The organism is Bacillus sp. FSL R5-0439 (assembly GCF_038008805.1).
GTDB lineage: Bacteria > Bacillota > Bacilli > Bacillales > Bacillaceae > Bacillus > Bacillus safensis.
This window is the reverse complement of record NZ_JBBOZW010000001.1, coordinates 32,619-50,975: the sequence shown is the minus strand read 5'-3', so window position 1 is coordinate 50,975 and position 18,357 is coordinate 32,619. Positions and strand designations below refer to the sequence as shown.

The following is an 18,357-nucleotide window of genomic DNA, read 5'->3' as shown; positions in this document are numbered from 1 at the left end:
ATGTTTCACAATTGGACAAGCTTAAACAAGGATTGACATCATATACTGTCAGTTTATACGGAAAACTTTTTTTGCATTTTTTGTTGTCAATTCGGCAAGCTCTTCAAAGCTGATTTCTCTCAGCTCCGCAATCTGTTCTGCGATATATTTGACATAACTTGGCTCGTTACGTTTCCCCCTAAATGGCACTGGCGTTAAGTATGGGCAGTCTGTTTCAATCAAAAGCCGGTCACTTGGTATCTCTTTTACAACTTCCTTTGGCTTTTTGGCATTTTTAAATGTCACGGGTCCACCGAATGAGATGTAAAAATTCATATCCATACACGCTTTTGCAGTTTCTAAGCTGCCCGTAAAGCAGTGCATAATACCTCCGACCTCAGCTGCTCCCTCTTCCTTTAAAATCGTCACGACATCTTCCGTTGCGTCACGGTTATGAATAACGATTGGAAGATTCACTTCCTTCGCAAGAGCAATTTGGCGTCTAAAGACTTCCTTTTGTACATCTTTTGGTGACTTGTCCCAATAGTAATCCAGACCCATTTCTCCAATCGCAACCACTTTTTCGTGTTGAGATAAATCTTTAATCCAAGCCAAATCCTCATCTGTCATATCAATAGCATCGACTGGATGCCAGCCAATAGCTGCATATATGAAATCATACTCTTCAATTAATTCCATCGCTCTCGTAATTGTCGGACGGTCAAACCCCACCACCACGATTTTCTCAACTTTTTCGCTTTTCGCTCTTTCGATCACCTGCTCTAAGTCTTCCTTATATTGTTCTGCATTCAAGTGGGCATGTGTATCAAATAACATTGTTGATTGCTCCTTTCGACAATTCTCCTAAAAAACAAAAGGTGTTCGACGAAATGTTACACGTGGAACACCTTTGTTGATTTATAAAATTTTTGTTCCATTTGCTAGAGATTGATCTACTTCAAGAACCTGCAATTTCCCGCCTGTTTCCCCAGTTAAAATCATTCCCTGGGAAATTTCCCCTCTGAGTTTAACTGGTGTAAGATTCGCTACGCAAACGAGCTTTTTCCCTACTAATTCTTCTGGTTGATAGTGTTTGGCAATCCCTGAGACGATTTGTCTTTTTTCAAATCCAAAATCAAGCTGAAGCTTTAAAAGACGATCCGCTTTTTTCACTGGGGCTGCTTCCAAAACCTGTGCGACTCGAAGATCGACTTTCGAGAAATCATCAAATGCAATTTCAGCTTCCAGCTCAGGTAATTCCGTTTCTTCGCTTTCCACTTTCTCTTCTTCTACCTTAGGTGTACTTCCCTGCATTTTTTCTTTAATGTAGGCTACTTCTTCTTCAACCTCTAAACGCGGGAACAAAGGCTCGCCTTTTTGTACCGTCGCATGTTGAATTGCACCAAATGATAGGATACTATCCCAGCTTTTGAGCTTCTCTTCTTCAATTCCAAGCTGGAAGAAGATTTTCTCAGGTGTTTTCGTTAGGAATGGCGTTAAGAGGACTGCTGTGATTCGAAGTGATTCTGCTAAATGATACATAACAGAATGCAATTCTTTTCGTTTTGTTTCATCCTTTGCCAGCACCCATGGAGCTGTTTGATCAATATATTTATTGGTTCTGCTGATTAATGTCCAAACATTTGAAAGAGCCACAGAGAATTCAAGGTTTTCCATCGCCTCTTCATAGGCTTTGACGGTTTGCTCAGCGACTGCTTTCAGCTCTTCATCAAACTCATTAACAGGGCCCTTATAGCTGCTTAAAGTGCCGTCAAAATATTTTTGGACCATCGCAACTGTACGATTAAGCAAGTTACCTAAATCATTGGCAAGGTCATAGTTTACACGTTCCACGAATCCTTCTGGTGTAAACACACCATCCGCACCAAATGGTACTTCGCGAAGCAGATAATAACGGAGGGCATCGAGGCCATAGCGATCAATTAATGTGACCGGATCTACCACATTCCCTTTTGATTTAGACATTTTGCCATCTTTCATGAGCAGCCAGCCGTGTGCGAAAATTTGCTTCGGTAGAGGCAGATCTAATGCCATCAACATAATCGGCCAATAAATCGTATGGAAGCGTACAATTTCTTTTCCTACGAGATGTACGTTGGCAGGCCAATATTTTTTATATTTCTCATCTTGATCTGTTCCATAGCCAATCGCAGTTAAATAGTTGAATAACGCATCAATCCATACATAAATGACGTGTTTTGGATTGTTAGGAACTTTAATTCCCCAATCAAAGGTTGTTCTTGATACGGCTAAATCCTCTAAACCTGGTTTAATGAAGTTATTAATCATTTCATTCTTTCTTGATTCAGGCTGAATAAACGATGGATTCTTTTCGTAATAATCGAGCAAACGATCCGCATACTTACTCATACGGAAGAAATATGATTCCTCTTTAATTAATTCAACAGGGTGTCCGCTGTCAGGGCTTTTTCCGCCAATGACTTCCCCTTTCTCATTACGCTCAACATCAACAAGCTGTGTTTCCGTATAGAATGTCTCATCAGGAATACTGTACCAGCCCTCATATTGATCTAAATAAATATCGCCTTGATCAAGAAGTTTTTGGAATACCTGCTCGATGATTTTCGTATGTCTTTTTTCTGTTGTACGGATGAAGTCATCATTCGAAATGTCGAGTTTCTTCCATAATGATTTAATGTCTTCAACGACTGGATCTAAATACTCGATTGGTGTGATATTTTGTTCTTCAGCTTTTTGCTGAATTTTTTGTCCGTGCTCATCTGTACCCGTTAAATACATCACATCATAGCCTTGAAGACGTTTATAACGAGCCATAGCATCTCCTGCTACTGTCGTATAAGCATGTCCAATATGTAATTTTCCGCTCGGATAGTAAATAGGTGTTGTCAGATAAAACGTTTTTTTCTTTTCTGGCATGTCGGAACCTCCTGCGTGTGTGTAAATGTCAAAAACTCCCGCCCAATGGACGAGAGCGGTTATCATCATTACATGAAAATGTGTCAGATCAATTCATTTAATTTTGCACTTGTGCTTTCTCTATGATACCATCTTAGCCTTTAAGATCAAGCATATATACATAGAACAAGATGAAATGATCGAAAAAGATGAGTTTTTCGAAAAAAACGACAAACCCGTCGACATTTTGTCGAATATTGTCGTATGAAATCTATTTCCAGATTTACAATTGGCTAAATTAGGGCAAAAGTCTTGTTAATCTGAACTCGTCATTTCTTATATTTTCATAGAAAAAGCCTACAAAATCCTTATACATCAGTAGTTTCAAGGTCTTTTGACTTTAAGAGTCATATTTTACAAACAATAGTAAACAAAATGATTGACGATTTATGGAAACCTTGTTATGCTAGGAATGTAAGGAATTTGTCGAATAATGACGAAGATAATATTATTTTAGTAATAAGAACTTTTTGGGAGGAGAATGAAGATGAAATCTACAGGTATTGTACGTAAAGTTGACGAATTAGGACGCGTGGTGATTCCAATCGAACTTCGCCGTACGCTAGGAATTGCTGAAAAAGACGCTTTGGAAATTTATGTTGATGATGAAAAAATTATCCTAAAAAAATATAAACCAAACATGACTTGCCAAGTAACAGGTGAAGTATCAGACGATAACCTTAAACTTGCTAATGGTAAATTAGTTCTTAGCCGTGAAGGTGCAGAGCAAATCATTAACGAAATCCAAAACCAACTTCAATCACAAAAATAAGTTTCATATAAAAAGGTTCTTGCACCGTTTGCAAGAACCTTTCTTTATTGTTCAATATGATAGGCATCGTATATCGTGCGCTTTGGCACACCACGTTCGACAGCTGTACGTTTAATGGCTTCCTTCGACGTTAATCCTTCCTCTATGTAATGGATCACATGTTCTTTTTCAGATAAGGACGTCCACCATGCTTCTTCATTCAGCTCTTCTTCAGCTTGATCATTTCCTTGCACTACAAGACAGAACTCACCTCGAATTTGATTCTCCGCAGCCCATGTCAGCACAGATTCTAAATCCCCACGAATAAACTCTTCGAATTTTTTCGTTAGTTCTCTCGTAATGGCGATGTTCCGATTTCCCCACACTTCCTTCATCAAAGTCAGCGTTTCTTTTAACCGATGAGGCGCTTCATAGAAAATGATCGTTTCTTGGCGTTTCTTCAAGGCTTCAAGCTGCTTTTTCTTTTCTTTTTTTTGACGGTCGAGAAAACCATAAAAGAAAAATGGCTGAGGCGCGATTCCTGATGCAATGAGTGCCGTTAGTGCAGCATTTGCGCCAGGTAACGGAATGACATAGCCTCCGATGCTAGTAAAATCTCGTACCACTTCAGCCCCTGGATCTGAAATCGTCGGTAAACCAGCATCACTCACGAGCGCGATACTTTTTCCTTCTTTTAGCCATTCGATTAACTTGTGGCCACTGCTGTCTTTGTTATGCTCATGATAACTCGTTAAGGGTGTATCAATTTCGTATACATGACAAAGCTTTTTCGTTTGCCTTGTATCTTCTGCGGCAATATAGTCTACATCTTTTAACGTTTGTATCGCTCGGAACGTCATATCTTCTAGATTTCCAATCGGGGTTGGGACGAGATAAAGAATGCCCATGTCAGATTGACCATCAAAGCTTTTCTGTGTCTTTTTCATGTGCCGCCTCCTTTTCCATTCGCATTTCTTCTATATACATGTCTTTCTTTTTCCGTGTCCACGTTTTGAAACGATATTCTTGCTGCATGGCTTCTCTTTTGGTTGCAAAACATTCATGATAAAAAAGCTCAACCGGCCGTCTCGCTCTTGTATACTTTGCTCCTTTTCCACTATTGTGGGTCATCAATCTTTTTTGTAAATCATTTGTATAACCCGCATACAGGCTGCCATCTGCACATTTTAATACATAGAAGTAATGATTATGCTTCTCCATACAGTATCGTCCTGATTTCATCTGTATACTCCTGGTCTTCTCTATAAACAAAAAGAGGCGGGAGAATTTTCAGATCTGGTTTTCCATCTTTTATGCCCTCTACCAAGATGGTATTGGCTTCTTTCCCTTGTTTGGGATAAACAAATTGAATACGTTTTGGCTCAATTCGGTATTTCTTCATTAATTCCACAATCTCAAGCAGCCGTCCTGGTCGATGAACCATCGCCAGTTTCCCCCCTTGCTTTAGCAGCGTGGAAGAAACACGAATAACATCTTCTAATGTACAATGAATTTCATGCCGGGCAATCGCCAAGTATTCATTTTCATTGATTTCATCCTTAGAAGGTGTTTTAAAATATGGCGGGTTACATGTAATCACATCAACTTTATGGTTGCCGTAGCGTTCCGGCATATCATTCAAGTCACCATGAATCAATTCGATCTGGTGCGCAAGTTGATTATACTCCACACTTCTTTTGGCCATATCAAACAACCGTTCTTGAATTTCAACACCCGTAATCGAGGCCTTAGATCGAGTCGAAAGCAGCAATGGCACAATGCCATTTCCGGTACAAAGGTCAATGATTTCCCCTTTTTGGATTGGCACATAAGCAAATTTAGCTAATAACACTGCGTCCAATGAAAAGGCAAACACAGTTTTACTTTGAATAATCTTCATATCTTCGGCGAGCAGGTAATCTAAACGTTCATCTTCTCTTAACGAAACCATGATGTATCCTTTCTTTTCCTGTGAAAAAGGCTTCCGATTCAGCGGAAGCCTTTTCTCATTTTTTATTTAAAAATGACAGACAGAACAAACAGTCTCCCTCTTTACGAATGCTCCCATAATGTACATTACAAATATGGAAGCCCTCCTGATATAATCGGGCCAGGTTATCATGACCTTCTCCTATATCAGAATGACTTGCCTTCTGGGCAGAATCATTCTCTGCCTCAGACGATTTGTCTCGATCGGACTGATCCAGACGTTCACGCAAGTGCTGATTCTCCATCTGCAGCTGATGATTTTCTTCAATCACTTCACCGATATGATTTTTCAAATCACCTAACTGGCGATAAAGAGAACCGATTTGTTCTTCTAAATTAATCACCGTATCAAATAGTTCCTTTTTATCCAAGGTGGCACACCTCGTTACTCAGTTGTTTGTGCAGATACAACGCCTTCTTGTAATAATTCTTCCCATGTATATTCTATCACTTTTTCTTGCCCGGTTAATTCAACTTGCAAAATTCGTTCTAAAATATTGAGCCCCACTACCTTTGCAGAGCCATTAGACGTCTGAATCGTTTCGCCGATATCCGGTAATTGTTCCTTCGCTGTTTCATACTCATCATTCTCATATTTCAAGCAGCACATCAAGCGGCCGCATAGTCCTGAAATTTTTGTAGGATTTAACGATAGATTTTGATCCTTTGCCATCTTAATCGACACTGGTTCAAAATCTCCTAAGAATGTCGAACAGCAGAGCATTCGCCCGCAAGGACCAATGCCTCCAAGCATTTTTGCCTCGTCTCTTACACCAATCTGGCGAAGTTCAATTCTCGTTTTGAAGATTGATGCAAGATCCTTCACTAGCTCACGGAAATCAACTCTGCCATCTGCTGTGAAGTAGAAGATGACCTTGTTGCGGTCAAATGTAAACTCAACATCGACCAGTTTCATTTCCAGCCCATGTTCACTTACCTTCTGAAGACATGTATCAAAGGCTGTCATCGCTGCTTCTTTGTTTTCCTCAACGATGAGCCGGTCTCGTTCGTCTGCTACACGAATGACTTTACGCAGAGGGAGAACCACATCGTGTTCATCTACTTTTTTGTTGGCGATGACCACTTGTCCGTACTCAACCCCTCTGACTGTTTCTACAATGACACAACTATCATTTTCTATATGAAATCCATTAGGATCGAAATAATAGATTTTGCCCGCTTTTTTAAAGCGAACACCAATTACGTTGTACAAGCTTATCCCTCCTGCAACATCAACACCAATTGCTCCATCAGCCCTTGGGCATTCACGTTGGATTGAAGTCTCTTTTTCGCTTCTAATACAGCAAGGATCTGGCTGGTCACCATCTGCTGTGTGGAATGCAGCGCATGCTGCTTCATTGTCTGGAATAAGTCTTGATAAATGACTTTATCTTCATTTCCTATTTGAATCGACAATACATCACGATATATAAATAAAAGCATATCCAGACCTGTTTCTTGAAGGTCTTTCTCTTTGAAAAAAGGCATCCATTGATCCTGTATATAAAAAAATGCATGTTCTTTTCGCTGGTGTAAGACTTCATACAATTTTATCACTTTCGCTCTAGACTCTGCAAACTGATCATTTCGACTTAATTCGAGTGCTTCTGCTAAATTATTGGTTAAATTCGACAAAAGCCTTGCGAGATGCTGAGATACGCCTTCTTGTAAAAGCTGCTGCTCCAAGGATTGTGGCTGCAGCGGCTGAAAGCTGAGCATCTGACATCTTGAAATAATCGTATCCAGCATTTTATGCGATTGCTCAGTGATTAAAACCGCCATCGTTTCCCGATTGGGCTCCTCTAGGAACTTCAATAAACTGTTCGCGGCATTGACCGTCATTTTGTCCGCATGAAGAATAATATACATTTTCCGGTGAGATTCTACACCCGCTTTTGTAAATTCCTCCTGCAGTGCCTGCACTTGTGCCTTCTTAATTGATTGTCCGTCAGGCTGCACAAGATGTAAATCGGGATGGTTTCCTGATGCAATCCTTTTGCAGTTTTGACAGGATTCACATGGTTTCACTCCTGATTCCAAACAAAAAAAGCTCTTAGCCATCAGCATCGCTGCATCCAGCTTACCGGTTCCTTTTTTCCCTTCAAATAAGTAGGCATGCGCAAGTCGGTCTTTTTCAATACTATTAAAAATCAGCCGCATGACGCGCGGCTGCAAATCATTCATGTCATCCCAGCTAATTGCCATGTTATCACTCTCTATGTGTAAAGGTTAATCAATAAACCTTTTATTTCTCCAATACGTTCAAGCAAATCAATAGATGGTTTCTCTTGGTCCATCATTTCCTCGGTTAATTCAATCAGCTTCTCATCTAAGGCTTTGACTAAAGCAAGTGTACGTGTGTTGCCATAAATGTCAAAGCTCCTTGATGTTTCTATATTTAATCCATTATCGACTGTCTCTTTCACAAAGCGCTTCACCAGTCCTTTAAACCTAGCCAAATCCTTTAGGTTTCGTGACTTCGCTAGCTTTTTACCGAACACTTCGATATCACTGAGCATGACCGTCAGCTGTTCTAAGCGCAGTTTGCCGCTTTGCGTCTCCATCGAAGCTTTAAAGGAAGCAGATGTTTGGTTTCCTTTCAATGCTTGAAGTTCACGCTTTTCTAGACGCAGCCGCATATCTTGATTAATTTTCACAGCAACCCATCCTTAAAATTGATGAAATTGTTCAACTGGCAGAATAAAAACAGTAGCTCCGCCAACTTCAACCTCAACAGGGTATGGTACGTATGAATCTGCATTTCCACCCATTGGGGATACAGGCGCAATCATTTGATCACGTTTACGGCAATTTTCTTTTATAAGCTGTAATGCTTTATCCACTCGGACATCATCACAACCAATAATAAAAGTCGTATTCCCAGACTTTAAAAACCCACCAGTTGAAGCTAATTTTGTCACGCCGAAATGATGTTCAGTCAATATTTTCAACAACTTGCTGCTATCTTGGTCCTGTACAACGGCAACAATTAATTTCATTTGATTGGCCTCCTTTATTTTAGGCACAGATGACATGCCGATGTCTTCCTCTATATTATAACAACGATTGGGAATTAGGTCATATTTGATTTTGCTTTAATGTGTCCTGAATCAATTGAATGACTTCTTCATAGACAGCCTGCATCGGCTGAGATGCATCCACTACACGGAATCGTTCTGGTGATTGTGCAATAAGCAGTTCATAGCCTTCTCTGACCAGCTGGTGGAAATTCAGCGTCTCCATGTCTAATCGATTCTTTTCTCTTCCCTGGTTGGCATCAATTCGCTTTAGCCCTTCCTCAGGTGTAATAGAAAAATAAATGGTCATTTGTGGCATCGTGCCATTGATAGCAAAATCATTAATTGATTTTACTGCTTCAATCCCAAGCCCTCTCGCATAGCCTTGATAAGCAAGGGAGCTATCAACAAAACGATCACATAAAACTGTCTGCCCGCGCTGTAATGCCGGTTCTACCTTCTCAGCCAAATGCTGCCTTCTCGCCGCTGCATATAGCAAAGCTTCTGTTTTCGCGTCCATTTTTGTGTTTTTTTCATTTAAAATGACTTCACGAATCTGCTCTGCAATGTCAATGCCGCCAGGCTCACGTGTCGCCATCACTGCATATCCTTGGCGTTCCATTTCTTCATACACTTTTCGAATCACTGTCGTTTTTCCGGCACCCTCTGGCCCTTCAAACGTAATAAACATACCGCTCATAGTGTCTCCTCTTCTATATAAACATATAATTTTCTCTGATGAATCACCTGACTCGCTTGAACATGAACCTGATGTCCAAGTAAACGGCTTAAAGCCGCGATTTGATCGATTTCAATACGTTCTCCCTTAACGATCAAAGGAATACCCGGTGGATATGGTATAACCGATTCTGCACTAATCCGGCCTGCTGCATGTTCAAATGGGACGGCTTCTATATCCTGTCTATGCTCATTGTTCTCAATAGCCAGTGCCTCTCTTTGGATATGACCTTTTCCTTTGAGAAATGAATCGCTTTGATTAAGGGCCTGCTCTATTCGGTTAAAAGAAATATCCTTCTTCTGTCCTAAACCAAAGACAAGTAAAACCTGATGTTCGTCCGCAAGCTCTGGGTGAACCTCCACTGATTCAAGCACTCGTTTCAGTTCATAACCCGTCAGCCCTTTTGTTGATCGAATCACACATTTTAATGGATCGTTAGAAAGCAATTCAGACTCGACTACTTCAAGCTGAGGTATACGGTTGAACTCATTTTTCAGCTCTGCCAGCCCTTTCATCATTCCATCCAAGATCCCTTTTTTCTTGATCTCCTCGACATAGGCCCTTGCCACATCTAATGAGGCCATAATTGGATAGGATGGAGAACTGCTTTGAAGCATCGTGAGGAATGTTTTCAAACGTTTTGCATCCATTCGTCCCCCCTGCAGATGAAGGTAGGAACCCATCGTCATGGCTGGAAGGGTTTTATGTGCTGATTGTACCACCACGTCAGCTCCATAGGAAAGAGCAGATGGAGGAAAAGCGCCGCCTAATACAAAATGTGCACCATGTGCCTCATCAACCAAAACGATCATGCCTGCTTCGTGGCACATGTGAATCAGTTTTGATAAATCAGCTGCATGACCATAGTAGTTCGGATAAGTCAAAACGATCGCCCGGCAATTAGGATGTTTGGCTATGGCTTTTTTGACTGTTTCATCCGTCACATGTGTTGGAACATGCAGGTGTTGATCTATCTCAGCTTCTACCATAATAGGTCTTGCTCCTGCAAGCTCAATCGCATGGTAAACAGACTTATGACAATTTCGCTGGACGAAAATCTCATCTCCCGCACGACAGGCTGTCATCACCATCGCTAAATTTCCGACAGTTGTCCCATTCACAAGGAAAAAGCTTTGATCTGATCCATATAGCTTTGCCAATAAATGTTCAGCCTCTTGAATCACACCAGTTGGATGATGAAGATCATCTAATCCTTCAAGCTCTGTTACATCCAGCTGAAGAATTGAGTCATAATAAGTCCGTGCCTCATCAAAAAAGACATCTCCATTGTGATGTCCTGGAACGTGGAAAGAATAAGGTTTCTTTTCCGCATGTTGTACTAATGCTGTATATAAAGGTGTTTTCAAACAAATCGATCCTTTTCACTTTCGATATCTTATGTCTATTATAACGTTCATACAAGGGAACCGAAAGATGGATTCTCATTCCTTTATTGGCTGGTGATTTGTCAGCTTCTGTTCTGCCTCATACATGCTGTTTTTCAATTGAGCACGCTCTTGGCTTCCATGCTCTTTCACCTGTAACGTTTCCTGTAAGGTTTCTGCTAATTGGCGTTGAACCTTTTTCAACGTATCTATAGGTGCAAAAGCTGCTTCTTCAAGAAGTTCTCCCTGTTGCTTTGATACCTTTTCGTATGTTTTTTGGATACGATTCTGAAGAGCTGAATTGGCACGCTGCTGAATAAGCGTTAACGCAATCGACATTTGGTTGATCCATAGAGGAATGGATGCAGAAACAGTTGATTGAATGTGATTGGCCAATGTATGATTCGTATGCTGGATCATTCGAATTTGGGCATTACATTGCAACGCAATTTGCCGGCTTAACAGCAAATCATATTTCCGTTCCTTCAACCTCTCCATATACTCTTCTGCATTGAATTCCTGACTCATCAATTTCTCCTCTATAGTCCGATTACCAATATGCTGCGTTTCTGATATGATCTGCTTTTCTAAAGTTGTCATTTTCGCTTCAACTGCTGCAACCTGCATCGTCATCTCTTGGAAATAAGTTTGATTTTCTTCAAATAAACGCTCTAATAACATATGATCCGAGATTAATCCGCCTTTTGCATAACGAAGTCTTGCTGATAATCTCTCGATCTGTGATTTTGCATGTTGAAAACGCGATATGATTTCCTGAGTAGAACGCTTCTCCCGCTGAAACAATTTCAAAAAAAAGCCCTGCTTCTTTGGCAGTAAATCCTCAGGTTCTACTATATGCAGCTGGTGCAAAAAGGCCTCAAGCACATCTCCTATTTGATCGATATCTTTTTTCTCAACATATTTCATCATTTGTTGTGATTGTTCCAATAATCGTTCCTGAACACGTGTACCATAGAAAAGCAGCTTTTGCGGATTGTCAGGGATCTGCTCGGCACGCTGTATGGCTTCTTGTTTCTCCTCATCAGATAAGGTATCAAACACCCGAAACTGAAGATCTGTAGTGGAAGCAGTTGATGATCGGATGTGATCTTCTGGTTTCATTGCGTTTGACTCCTTTCATTATTTCTTTATCATTTTATCTGCCACTTCAAGCTCAATATGAAGAGCTTCTATGTCTCTTCCTAATACTTGCTGCAAATCATTCGTCAATTGCTTTTGCAGCTCTGTCAGCGTCACTCGAGTTTGGCTAAGTGTCATTTCCAGCTCATGACTGCGATCAGGCTGATTATACAATAGTGCATATTTTTCAGTTAGTTCAACAACAGAATCCAAGCTTTCGAAATAAAAACGCTGTGCATCATAAAACCGGTTCGGCTCTTTTTTTGTAATCGTATAGATTCGTCGTGCAAGTCTGAGAATTTCATAATTATGTTTGATCGTTTGTACGTTTTTCACAGCAAATAAAGCTTTCTTTAAACGTACAAGCTTTTGTCCTGCTTCTTTTAAATGCTGTTTGATATATACATAATCACTACGAGACAGTCCGTGTTTCTTTAAAAACAACTGGAAAGCAACCCATCTGCTCCCTGCAAACATCACGCCCCACCCTATCATCGCATACAGTATCGATAATCCAACATGATGATGGAAAACCCCAATACTGACGGTTAAAATCACAAGCGAAAAAAAAGTAGAGAGGATGGCCCATATAAATGTATAAAAAATTGATTTCATGTTCATCGACTCCTATGAATAATCAGGCTCTCTGTTTATCTTATTATTAATTACGGATGATGTCCAAACTAAGTTCCAAAAAACAGGCCCAATCCTTCATGGCTCATAAAAAAAGACCATCTAATGGTCTATGAATACAAAGGCGGCGTATGAAGATTTTTAAGCTTTCTAACATAATCGGCATAGCTGGGATCCGAGGTCGATGTAGAAATTAACTTTCGCTCACATTCTCGGCACAAAAACTGATGATATAAATAAATTCCCTTTGTTTTTTTCTCTTCACAAATCAAACAAATCGCTTCTCGCTCTTTTTTGCTCATTGTGACACCTCCACTTATAGCTTCAGTATGCCCTAGCGCTTTCAATTGTATACAAAATTAAGAATGTTTTAGATGGTAGTTTAGTATATGTATCCATGTCAGATCGAGTGTTTGTTCCTTTTCTTAAAAAACAAAAAAGACCAGTTCCAAATGGAACTGATCCTGATAGAAGCTTGGCGGCGTCCTACTCTCACAGGGGGAAACCCCCCAACTACCATCGGCGCTGAAGAGCTTAACTTCCGTGTTCGGTATGGGAACGGGTGTGACCTCTTCGCTATCGCCACCAAACCTGATGGAGAGAATGTTCTCTCAAAACTAGATAACAATGTTCATGTTTCACATTAGAATATAGGTTAAGTCCTCGATCTATTAGTATCTGTCAGCTCCACGTGTCACCACGCTTCCACCTCAGACCTATCAACCTGATCATCTTTCAGGGATCTTACTTCCTTGCGGAATGGGAAATCTCATCTTGAGGGGGGCTTCATGCTTAGATGCTTTCAGCACTTATCCCGTCCGCACATAGCTACCCAGCGATGCCCTTGGCAGAACAACTGGTACACCAGCGGTGCGTCCATCCCGGTCCTCTCGTACTAAGGACAGCTCCTCTCAAATTTCCTGCGCCCGCGACGGATAGGGACCGAACTGTCTCACGACGTTCTGAACCCAGCTCGCGTACCGCTTTAATGGGCGAACAGCCCAACCCTTGGGACCGACTACAGCCCCAGGATGCGATGAGCCGACATCGAGGTGCCAAACCTCCCCGTCGATGTGGACTCTTGGGGGAGATAAGCCTGTTATCCCCGGGGTAGCTTTTATCCGTTGAGCGATGGCCCTTCCATGCGGAACCACCGGATCACTAAGCCCGACTTTCGTCCCTGCTCGACTTGTAGGTCTCGCAGTCAAGCTCCCTTGTGCCTTTACACTCTGCGAATGATTTCCAACCATTCTGAGGGAACCTTTGGGCGCCTCCGTTACATTTTAGGAGGCGACCGCCCCAGTCAAACTGCCCACCTGACACTGTCTCCCTGCCCGATAAGGGCAGCGGGTTAGAAGGTCAATACAGCCAGGGTAGTATCCCACCGATGCCTCCACCGAAGCTAGCGCTCCGGTTTCCAAGGCTCCTACCTATCCTGTACAAGCTGTACCAACATTCAATATCAGGCTGCAGTAAAGCTCCACGGGGTCTTTCCGTCCTGTCGCGGGTAACCTGCATCTTCACAGGTACTATAATTTCACCGAGTCTCTCGTTGAGACAGTGCCCAGATCGTTGCGCCTTTCGTGCGGGTCGGAACTTACCCGACAAGGAATTTCGCTACCTTAGGACCGTTATAGTTACGGCCGCCGTTTACTGGGGCTTCAATTCGCACCTTCGCTTACGCTAAGCGCTCCTCTTAACCTTCCAGCACCGGGCAGGCGTCAGCCCCTATACTTCGCCTTACGGCTTCGCAGAGACCTGTGTTTTTGCTAAACAGTCGCCTGGGCCTATTCACTGCGGCTTCTCGGGGCTTTAACACCCTAAGAAGCACCCCTTCTCCCGAAGTTACGGGGTCATTTTGCCGAGTTCCTTAACGAGAGTTCTCTCGATCACCTTAGGATTCTCTCCTCGCCTACCTGTGTCGGTTTGCGGTACGGGCACCTCTCACCTCGCTAGAGGCTTTTCTTGGCAGTGTGGAATCAGGAACTTCGCTACTAAATTTCGCTCGCCATCACAGCTCAGCCTTTACGGGAAACGGATTTGCCTATTTCCCAGCCTAACTGCTTGGACGCGGATATCCAATACCGCGCTTACCCTATCCTCCTGCGTCCCCCCATTGCTCAAATGGTGAGGAGGTGGTACAGGAATATCAACCTGTTGTCCATCGCCTACGCCTTTCGGCCTCGGCTTAGGTCCCGACTAACCCTGAGCGGACGAGCCTTCCTCAGGAAACCTTAGGCATTCGGTGGACGGGATTCTCACCCGTCTTTCGCTACTCATACCGGCATTCTCACTTCTAAGCGCTCCACCAGTCCTTCCGGTCTGGCTTCACAGCCCTTAGAACGCTCTCCTACCACTGTTCGTAAGAACAGTCCGCAGCTTCGGTGATACGTTTAGCCCCGGTACATTTTCGGCGCAGAGTCACTCGACCAGTGAGCTATTACGCACTCTTTAAATGGTGGCTGCTTCTAAGCCAACATCCTGGTTGTCTAAGCAACTCCACATCCTTTTCCACTTAACGTATACTTTGGGACCTTAGCTGGCGGTCTGGGCTGTTTCCCTTTCGACTACGGATCTTATCACTCGCAGTCTGACTCCCAAGGATAAGTCATCGGCATTCGGAGTTTGACTGAATTCGGTAACCCGGTAGGGGCCCCTAGTCCAATCAGTGCTCTACCTCCGAGACTCTTACCTTGAGGCTAGCCCTAAAGCTATTTCGGAGAGAACCAGCTATCTCCAGGTTCGATTGGCATTTCACCCCTACCCACACCTCATCCCCGCACTTTTCAACGTGCGTGGGTTCGGGCCTCCATTCAGTGTTACCTGAACTTCACCCTGGACATGGGTAGATCACCTGGTTTCGGGTCTACGACCACGTACTCATGCGCCCTATTCAGACTCGCTTTCGCTGCGGCTCCGCATCTTCTGCTTAACCTTGCACGGGATCGTAACTCGCCGGTTCATTCTACAAAAGGCACGCCATCACCCGTTAACGGGCTCTGACTACTTGTAGGCACACGGTTTCAGGATCTATTTCACTCCCCTTCCGGGGTGCTTTTCACCTTTCCCTCACGGTACTGGTTCACTATCGGTCACTAGGGAGTATTTAGCCTTGGGAGATGGTCCTCCCGGATTCCGACGGAATTTCACGTGTTCCGCCGTACTCAGGATCCACTCTGGAGAGAACAACATTTCAGTTACAGGGCTGTTACCTTCTTTGGCGGGCCTTTCCAGACCTCTTCGCTTATATCGTTCCTTTGTAACTCCGTATAGAGTGTCCTACAACCCCAAGAGGCAAGCCTCTTGGTTTGGGCTGTTCCCGTTTCGCTCGCCGCTACTCAGGGAATCGCATTTGCTTTCTCTTCCTCCGGGTACTTAGATGTTTCAGTTCCCCGGGTATGCCTTCTCATACTCTATGTATTCAAGTATGGATACTACTCCATTACGAGCAGTGGGTTTCCCCATTCGGAAATCTCCGGATCAAAGCTTGCTTACAGCTCCCCGAAGCATATCGGTGTTCGTCCCGTCCTTCATCGGCTCCTAGTGCCAAGGCATCCACCGTGCGCCCTTTCTAACTTAACCATTTCTTACTTTAGAAAGAATCACTATGTGTGATGAACTTTGCATTGCATTCAATGTGAATGTATTACTTATTGTTATCTAGTTTTCAAAGAACACGTTGGTGGAGCCTAGCGGGATCGAACCGCTGACCTCCTGCGTGCAAGGCAGGCGCTCTCCCAGCTGAGCTAAGGCCCCGATTTAATAGAAGATGGTGGGCCTGAGTGGACTCGAACCACCGACCTCACGCTTATCAGGCGTGCGCTCTAACCAGCTGAGCTACAGGCCCATCTTTCATATCGAAGATATGATGTTGTAGGATCTTTTGCAAGTTCCTTCAAAACTAAACAAGACGAAAACGCACGCTGCTCCATATATCCTTAGAAAGGAGGTGATCCAGCCGCACCTTCCGATACGGCTACCTTGTTACGACTTCACCCCAATCATCTGCCCCACCTTCGGCGGCTGGCTCCATAAAGGTTACCTCACCGACTTCGGGTGTTGCAAACTCTCGTGGTGTGACGGGCGGTGTGTACAAGGCCCGGGAACGTATTCACCGCGGCATGCTGATCCGCGATTACTAGCGATTCCAGCTTCACGCAGTCGAGTTGCAGACTGCGATCCGAACTGAGAACAGATTTATGGGATTGGCTAAACCTTGCGGTCTTGCAGCCCTTTGTTCTGTCCATTGTAGCACGTGTGTAGCCCAGGTCATAAGGGGCATGATGATTTGACGTCATCCCCACCTTCCTCCGGTTTGTCACCGGCAGTCACCTTAGAGTGCCCAACTGAATGCTGGCAACTAAGATCAAGGGTTGCGCTCGTTGCGGGACTTAACCCAACATCTCACGACACGAGCTGACGACAACCATGCACCACCTGTCACTCTGTCCCCGAAGGGAAAGCCCTATCTCTAGGGTTGTCAGAGGATGTCAAGACCTGGTAAGGTTCTTCGCGTTGCTTCGAATTAAACCACATGCTCCACCGCTTGTGCGGGCCCCCGTCAATTCCTTTGAGTTTCAGTCTTGCGACCGTACTCCCCAGGCGGAGTGCTTAATGCGTTAGCTGCAGCACTAAGGGGCGGAAACCCCCTAACACTTAGCACTCATCGTTTACGGCGTGGACTACCAGGGTATCTAATCCTGTTCGCTCCCCACGCTTTCGCTCCTCAGCGTCAGTTACAGACCAGAGAGTCGCCTTCGCCACTGGTGTTCCTCCACATCTCTACGCATTTCACCGCTACACGTGGAATTCCACTCTCCTCTTCTGCACTCAAGTTTCCCAGTTTCCAATGACCCTCCCCGGTTGAGCCGGGGGCTTTCACATCAGACTTAAGAAACCGCCTGCGAGCCCTTTACGCCCAATAATTCCGGACAACGCTTGCCACCTACGTATTACCGCGGCTGCTGGCACGTAGTTAGCCGTGGCTTTCTGGTTAGGTACCGTCAAGGTGCGAGCAGTTACTCTCGCACTTGTTCTTCCCTAACAACAGAGCTTTACGATCCGAAAACCTTCATCACTCACGCGGCGTTGCTCCGTCAGACTTTCGTCCATTGCGGAAGATTCCCTACTGCTGCCTCCCGTAGGAGTCTGGGCCGTGTCTCAGTCCCAGTGTGGCCGATCACCCTCTCAGGTCGGCTACGCATCGTCGCCTTGGTGAGCCATTACCCCACCAACTAGCTAATGCGCCGCGGGTCCATCTGTAAGTGACAGCCGAAACCGTCTTTCATCCTTGAACCATGCGGTTCAAGGAACTATCCGGTATTAGCTCCGGTTTCCCGGAGTTATCCCAGTCTTACAGGCAGGTTACCCACGTGTTACTCACCCGTCCGCCGCTAACATCCGGGAGCAAGCTCCCTTCTGTCCGCTCGACTTGCATGTATTAGGCACGCCGCCAGCGTTCGTCCTGAGCCAGGATCAAACTCTCCGAAAAAGTACAAAACCGAAGTTTTGTTTTTCGTCAGCGTTTGACTGACTACCTATGAAGTATCATAGGATTTTTTTATAAAAACTCGAATTAACAGGTACGTTTTGTCTTGTTTAGTTTTCAAAGAACTTGTTTACCGCTTCAGAAGCGACTAGAACATCTTATCACATCAAAGTTGTTAGTGTCAACAACTTTTTTGTTAGTATGTTTTTTCGTTTCTTCGTCATCAGCGACGTATACTAATTTACCATCCTACCGAATCAAAGTCAACAATATTTTTC

16 protein-coding genes, 2 tRNA genes and 3 rRNA genes are annotated in these 18,357 nt (G+C 43.7%); 1 reads left to right on the top strand and 20 read right to left on the bottom strand.

Annotated elements, in window-relative coordinates; all coding sequences use genetic code 11:
* Positions 1-48: 48 nt before the first annotated feature.
* Both NST59_RS00265 and metG read right to left on the bottom strand, forming a co-directional pair.
* A complete protein-coding gene (locus tag NST59_RS00265; protein WP_058838218.1) occupies positions 49-816 on the bottom strand; it encodes a TatD family hydrolase in 768 nt (255 codons plus the stop codon).
* A gap of 81 nt (positions 817-897) precedes the next feature.
* Entirely contained in the window at positions 898-2,898 is a 2,001-nt protein-coding gene (gene metG / locus NST59_RS00260; protein WP_341039587.1) for a methionine--tRNA ligase, read from the bottom strand.
* A gap of 520 nt (positions 2,899-3,418) precedes the next feature.
* Here metG and NST59_RS00255 point away from each other — a divergent pair.
* Positions 3,419-3,709: an AbrB/MazE/SpoVT family DNA-binding domain-containing protein gene (locus tag NST59_RS00255; RefSeq protein ID WP_087975202.1), complete on the top strand. Its 291-nt coding sequence runs from the start codon at positions 3,419-3,421 to the stop codon at positions 3,707-3,709.
* Positions 3,710-3,753: 44 nt separating this feature from the next.
* On the opposite strand, the gene rsmI is transcribed toward NST59_RS00255, so the two are convergent.
* The 18 genes from rsmI to NST59_RS00165 form a co-directional block, all read right to left on the bottom strand.
* Entirely contained in the window at positions 3,754-4,635 is an 882-nt protein-coding gene (rsmI, locus tag NST59_RS00250; protein ID WP_058838216.1) for a 16S rRNA (cytidine(1402)-2'-O)-methyltransferase, read from the bottom strand.
* Entirely contained in the window at positions 4,610-4,909 is a 300-nt protein-coding gene (locus tag NST59_RS00245) for a GIY-YIG nuclease family protein (protein ID WP_039175889.1), read from the bottom strand. The genes rsmI and NST59_RS00245 overlap by 26 nt, the downstream gene beginning before the upstream one ends.
* On the bottom strand, positions 4,896-5,639 hold the full coding sequence (locus tag NST59_RS00240) for a tRNA1(Val) (adenine(37)-N6)-methyltransferase (RefSeq protein WP_039175886.1): 744 nt from the start codon (positions 5,637-5,639) through the stop codon (positions 4,896-4,898). The genes NST59_RS00245 and NST59_RS00240 overlap by 14 nt, the downstream gene beginning before the upstream one ends.
* Positions 5,640-5,694: 55 nt before the next feature.
* Positions 5,695-6,048 (bottom strand): DNA replication initiation control protein YabA, encoded by a 354-nt coding sequence (yabA, locus tag NST59_RS00235; RefSeq protein WP_039175883.1) that lies wholly within the window; start codon positions 6,046-6,048, stop codon positions 5,695-5,697.
* Between the two features lie 14 nt (positions 6,049-6,062).
* Positions 6,063-6,890: a PSP1 domain-containing protein gene (locus NST59_RS00230; RefSeq protein WP_024425628.1), complete on the bottom strand. Its 828-nt coding sequence runs from the start codon at positions 6,888-6,890 to the stop codon at positions 6,063-6,065.
* A 2-nt stretch (positions 6,891-6,892) separates the two neighbouring features.
* Positions 6,893-7,882: a DNA polymerase III subunit delta' gene (holB, locus tag NST59_RS00225; RefSeq protein WP_039175879.1), complete on the bottom strand. Its 990-nt coding sequence runs from the start codon at positions 7,880-7,882 to the stop codon at positions 6,893-6,895.
* Positions 7,883-7,893: 11 nt separating this feature from the next.
* Complete coding sequence (locus tag NST59_RS00220) at positions 7,894-8,334, bottom strand: YaaR family protein (RefSeq protein ID WP_039175878.1); 441 nt, start codon at positions 8,332-8,334, stop codon at positions 7,894-7,896.
* Positions 8,335-8,346: 12 nt separating this feature from the next.
* On the bottom strand, positions 8,347-8,676 hold the full coding sequence (locus tag NST59_RS00215; protein ID WP_024425625.1) for a cyclic-di-AMP receptor: 330 nt from the start codon (positions 8,674-8,676) through the stop codon (positions 8,347-8,349).
* A 79-nt stretch (positions 8,677-8,755) separates the two neighbouring features.
* The gene (tmk, locus tag NST59_RS00210) at positions 8,756-9,394 is read right to left on the bottom strand and encodes a dTMP kinase (RefSeq protein WP_341039576.1); all 639 of its coding nucleotides are present in this window, start codon (positions 9,392-9,394) and stop codon (positions 8,756-8,758) included.
* Positions 9,391-10,800, bottom strand: coding sequence for an aminotransferase class I/II-fold pyridoxal phosphate-dependent enzyme (locus NST59_RS00205; protein ID WP_341039573.1), 1,410 nt, complete (start codon positions 10,798-10,800; stop codon positions 9,391-9,393). Before NST59_RS00205 ends, tmk begins: the two co-directional genes overlap by 4 nt.
* 75 nt (positions 10,801-10,875) lie before the next feature.
* A complete protein-coding gene (locus NST59_RS00200; protein ID WP_341039566.1) occupies positions 10,876-11,940 on the bottom strand; it encodes a toxic anion resistance protein in 1,065 nt (354 codons plus the stop codon).
* An 18-nt stretch (positions 11,941-11,958) separates the two neighbouring features.
* On the bottom strand, positions 11,959-12,573 hold the full coding sequence (locus NST59_RS00195) for a 5-bromo-4-chloroindolyl phosphate hydrolysis family protein (protein WP_039175866.1): 615 nt from the start codon (positions 12,571-12,573) through the stop codon (positions 11,959-11,961).
* Positions 12,574-12,701: 128 nt separating this feature from the next.
* Positions 12,702-12,893, bottom strand: a complete 192-nt coding sequence (locus NST59_RS00190) for a sigma factor G inhibitor Gin (RefSeq protein ID WP_024425620.1) — start codon at positions 12,891-12,893, stop codon at positions 12,702-12,704.
* 171 nt (positions 12,894-13,064) lie between these two features.
* A 5S ribosomal RNA gene (gene rrf / locus NST59_RS00185) occupies positions 13,065-13,181 on the bottom strand.
* Between the two features lie 61 nt (positions 13,182-13,242).
* A 23S ribosomal RNA gene (locus tag NST59_RS00180) occupies positions 13,243-16,173 on the bottom strand.
* A gap of 98 nt (positions 16,174-16,271) precedes the next feature.
* Positions 16,272-16,347, bottom strand: a tRNA-Ala gene (locus NST59_RS00175).
* 14 nt (positions 16,348-16,361) lie between these two features.
* Positions 16,362-16,438: transfer RNA gene (locus NST59_RS00170), tRNA-Ile, on the bottom strand.
* 95 nt (positions 16,439-16,533) lie between these two features.
* Positions 16,534-18,082: ribosomal RNA gene (locus tag NST59_RS00165) — 16S ribosomal RNA — on the bottom strand.
* The 16S, 23S and 5S rRNA genes sit together here with 2 tRNA genes alongside, the layout of an rRNA operon.
* Positions 18,083-18,357: the final 275 nt, after the last annotated feature.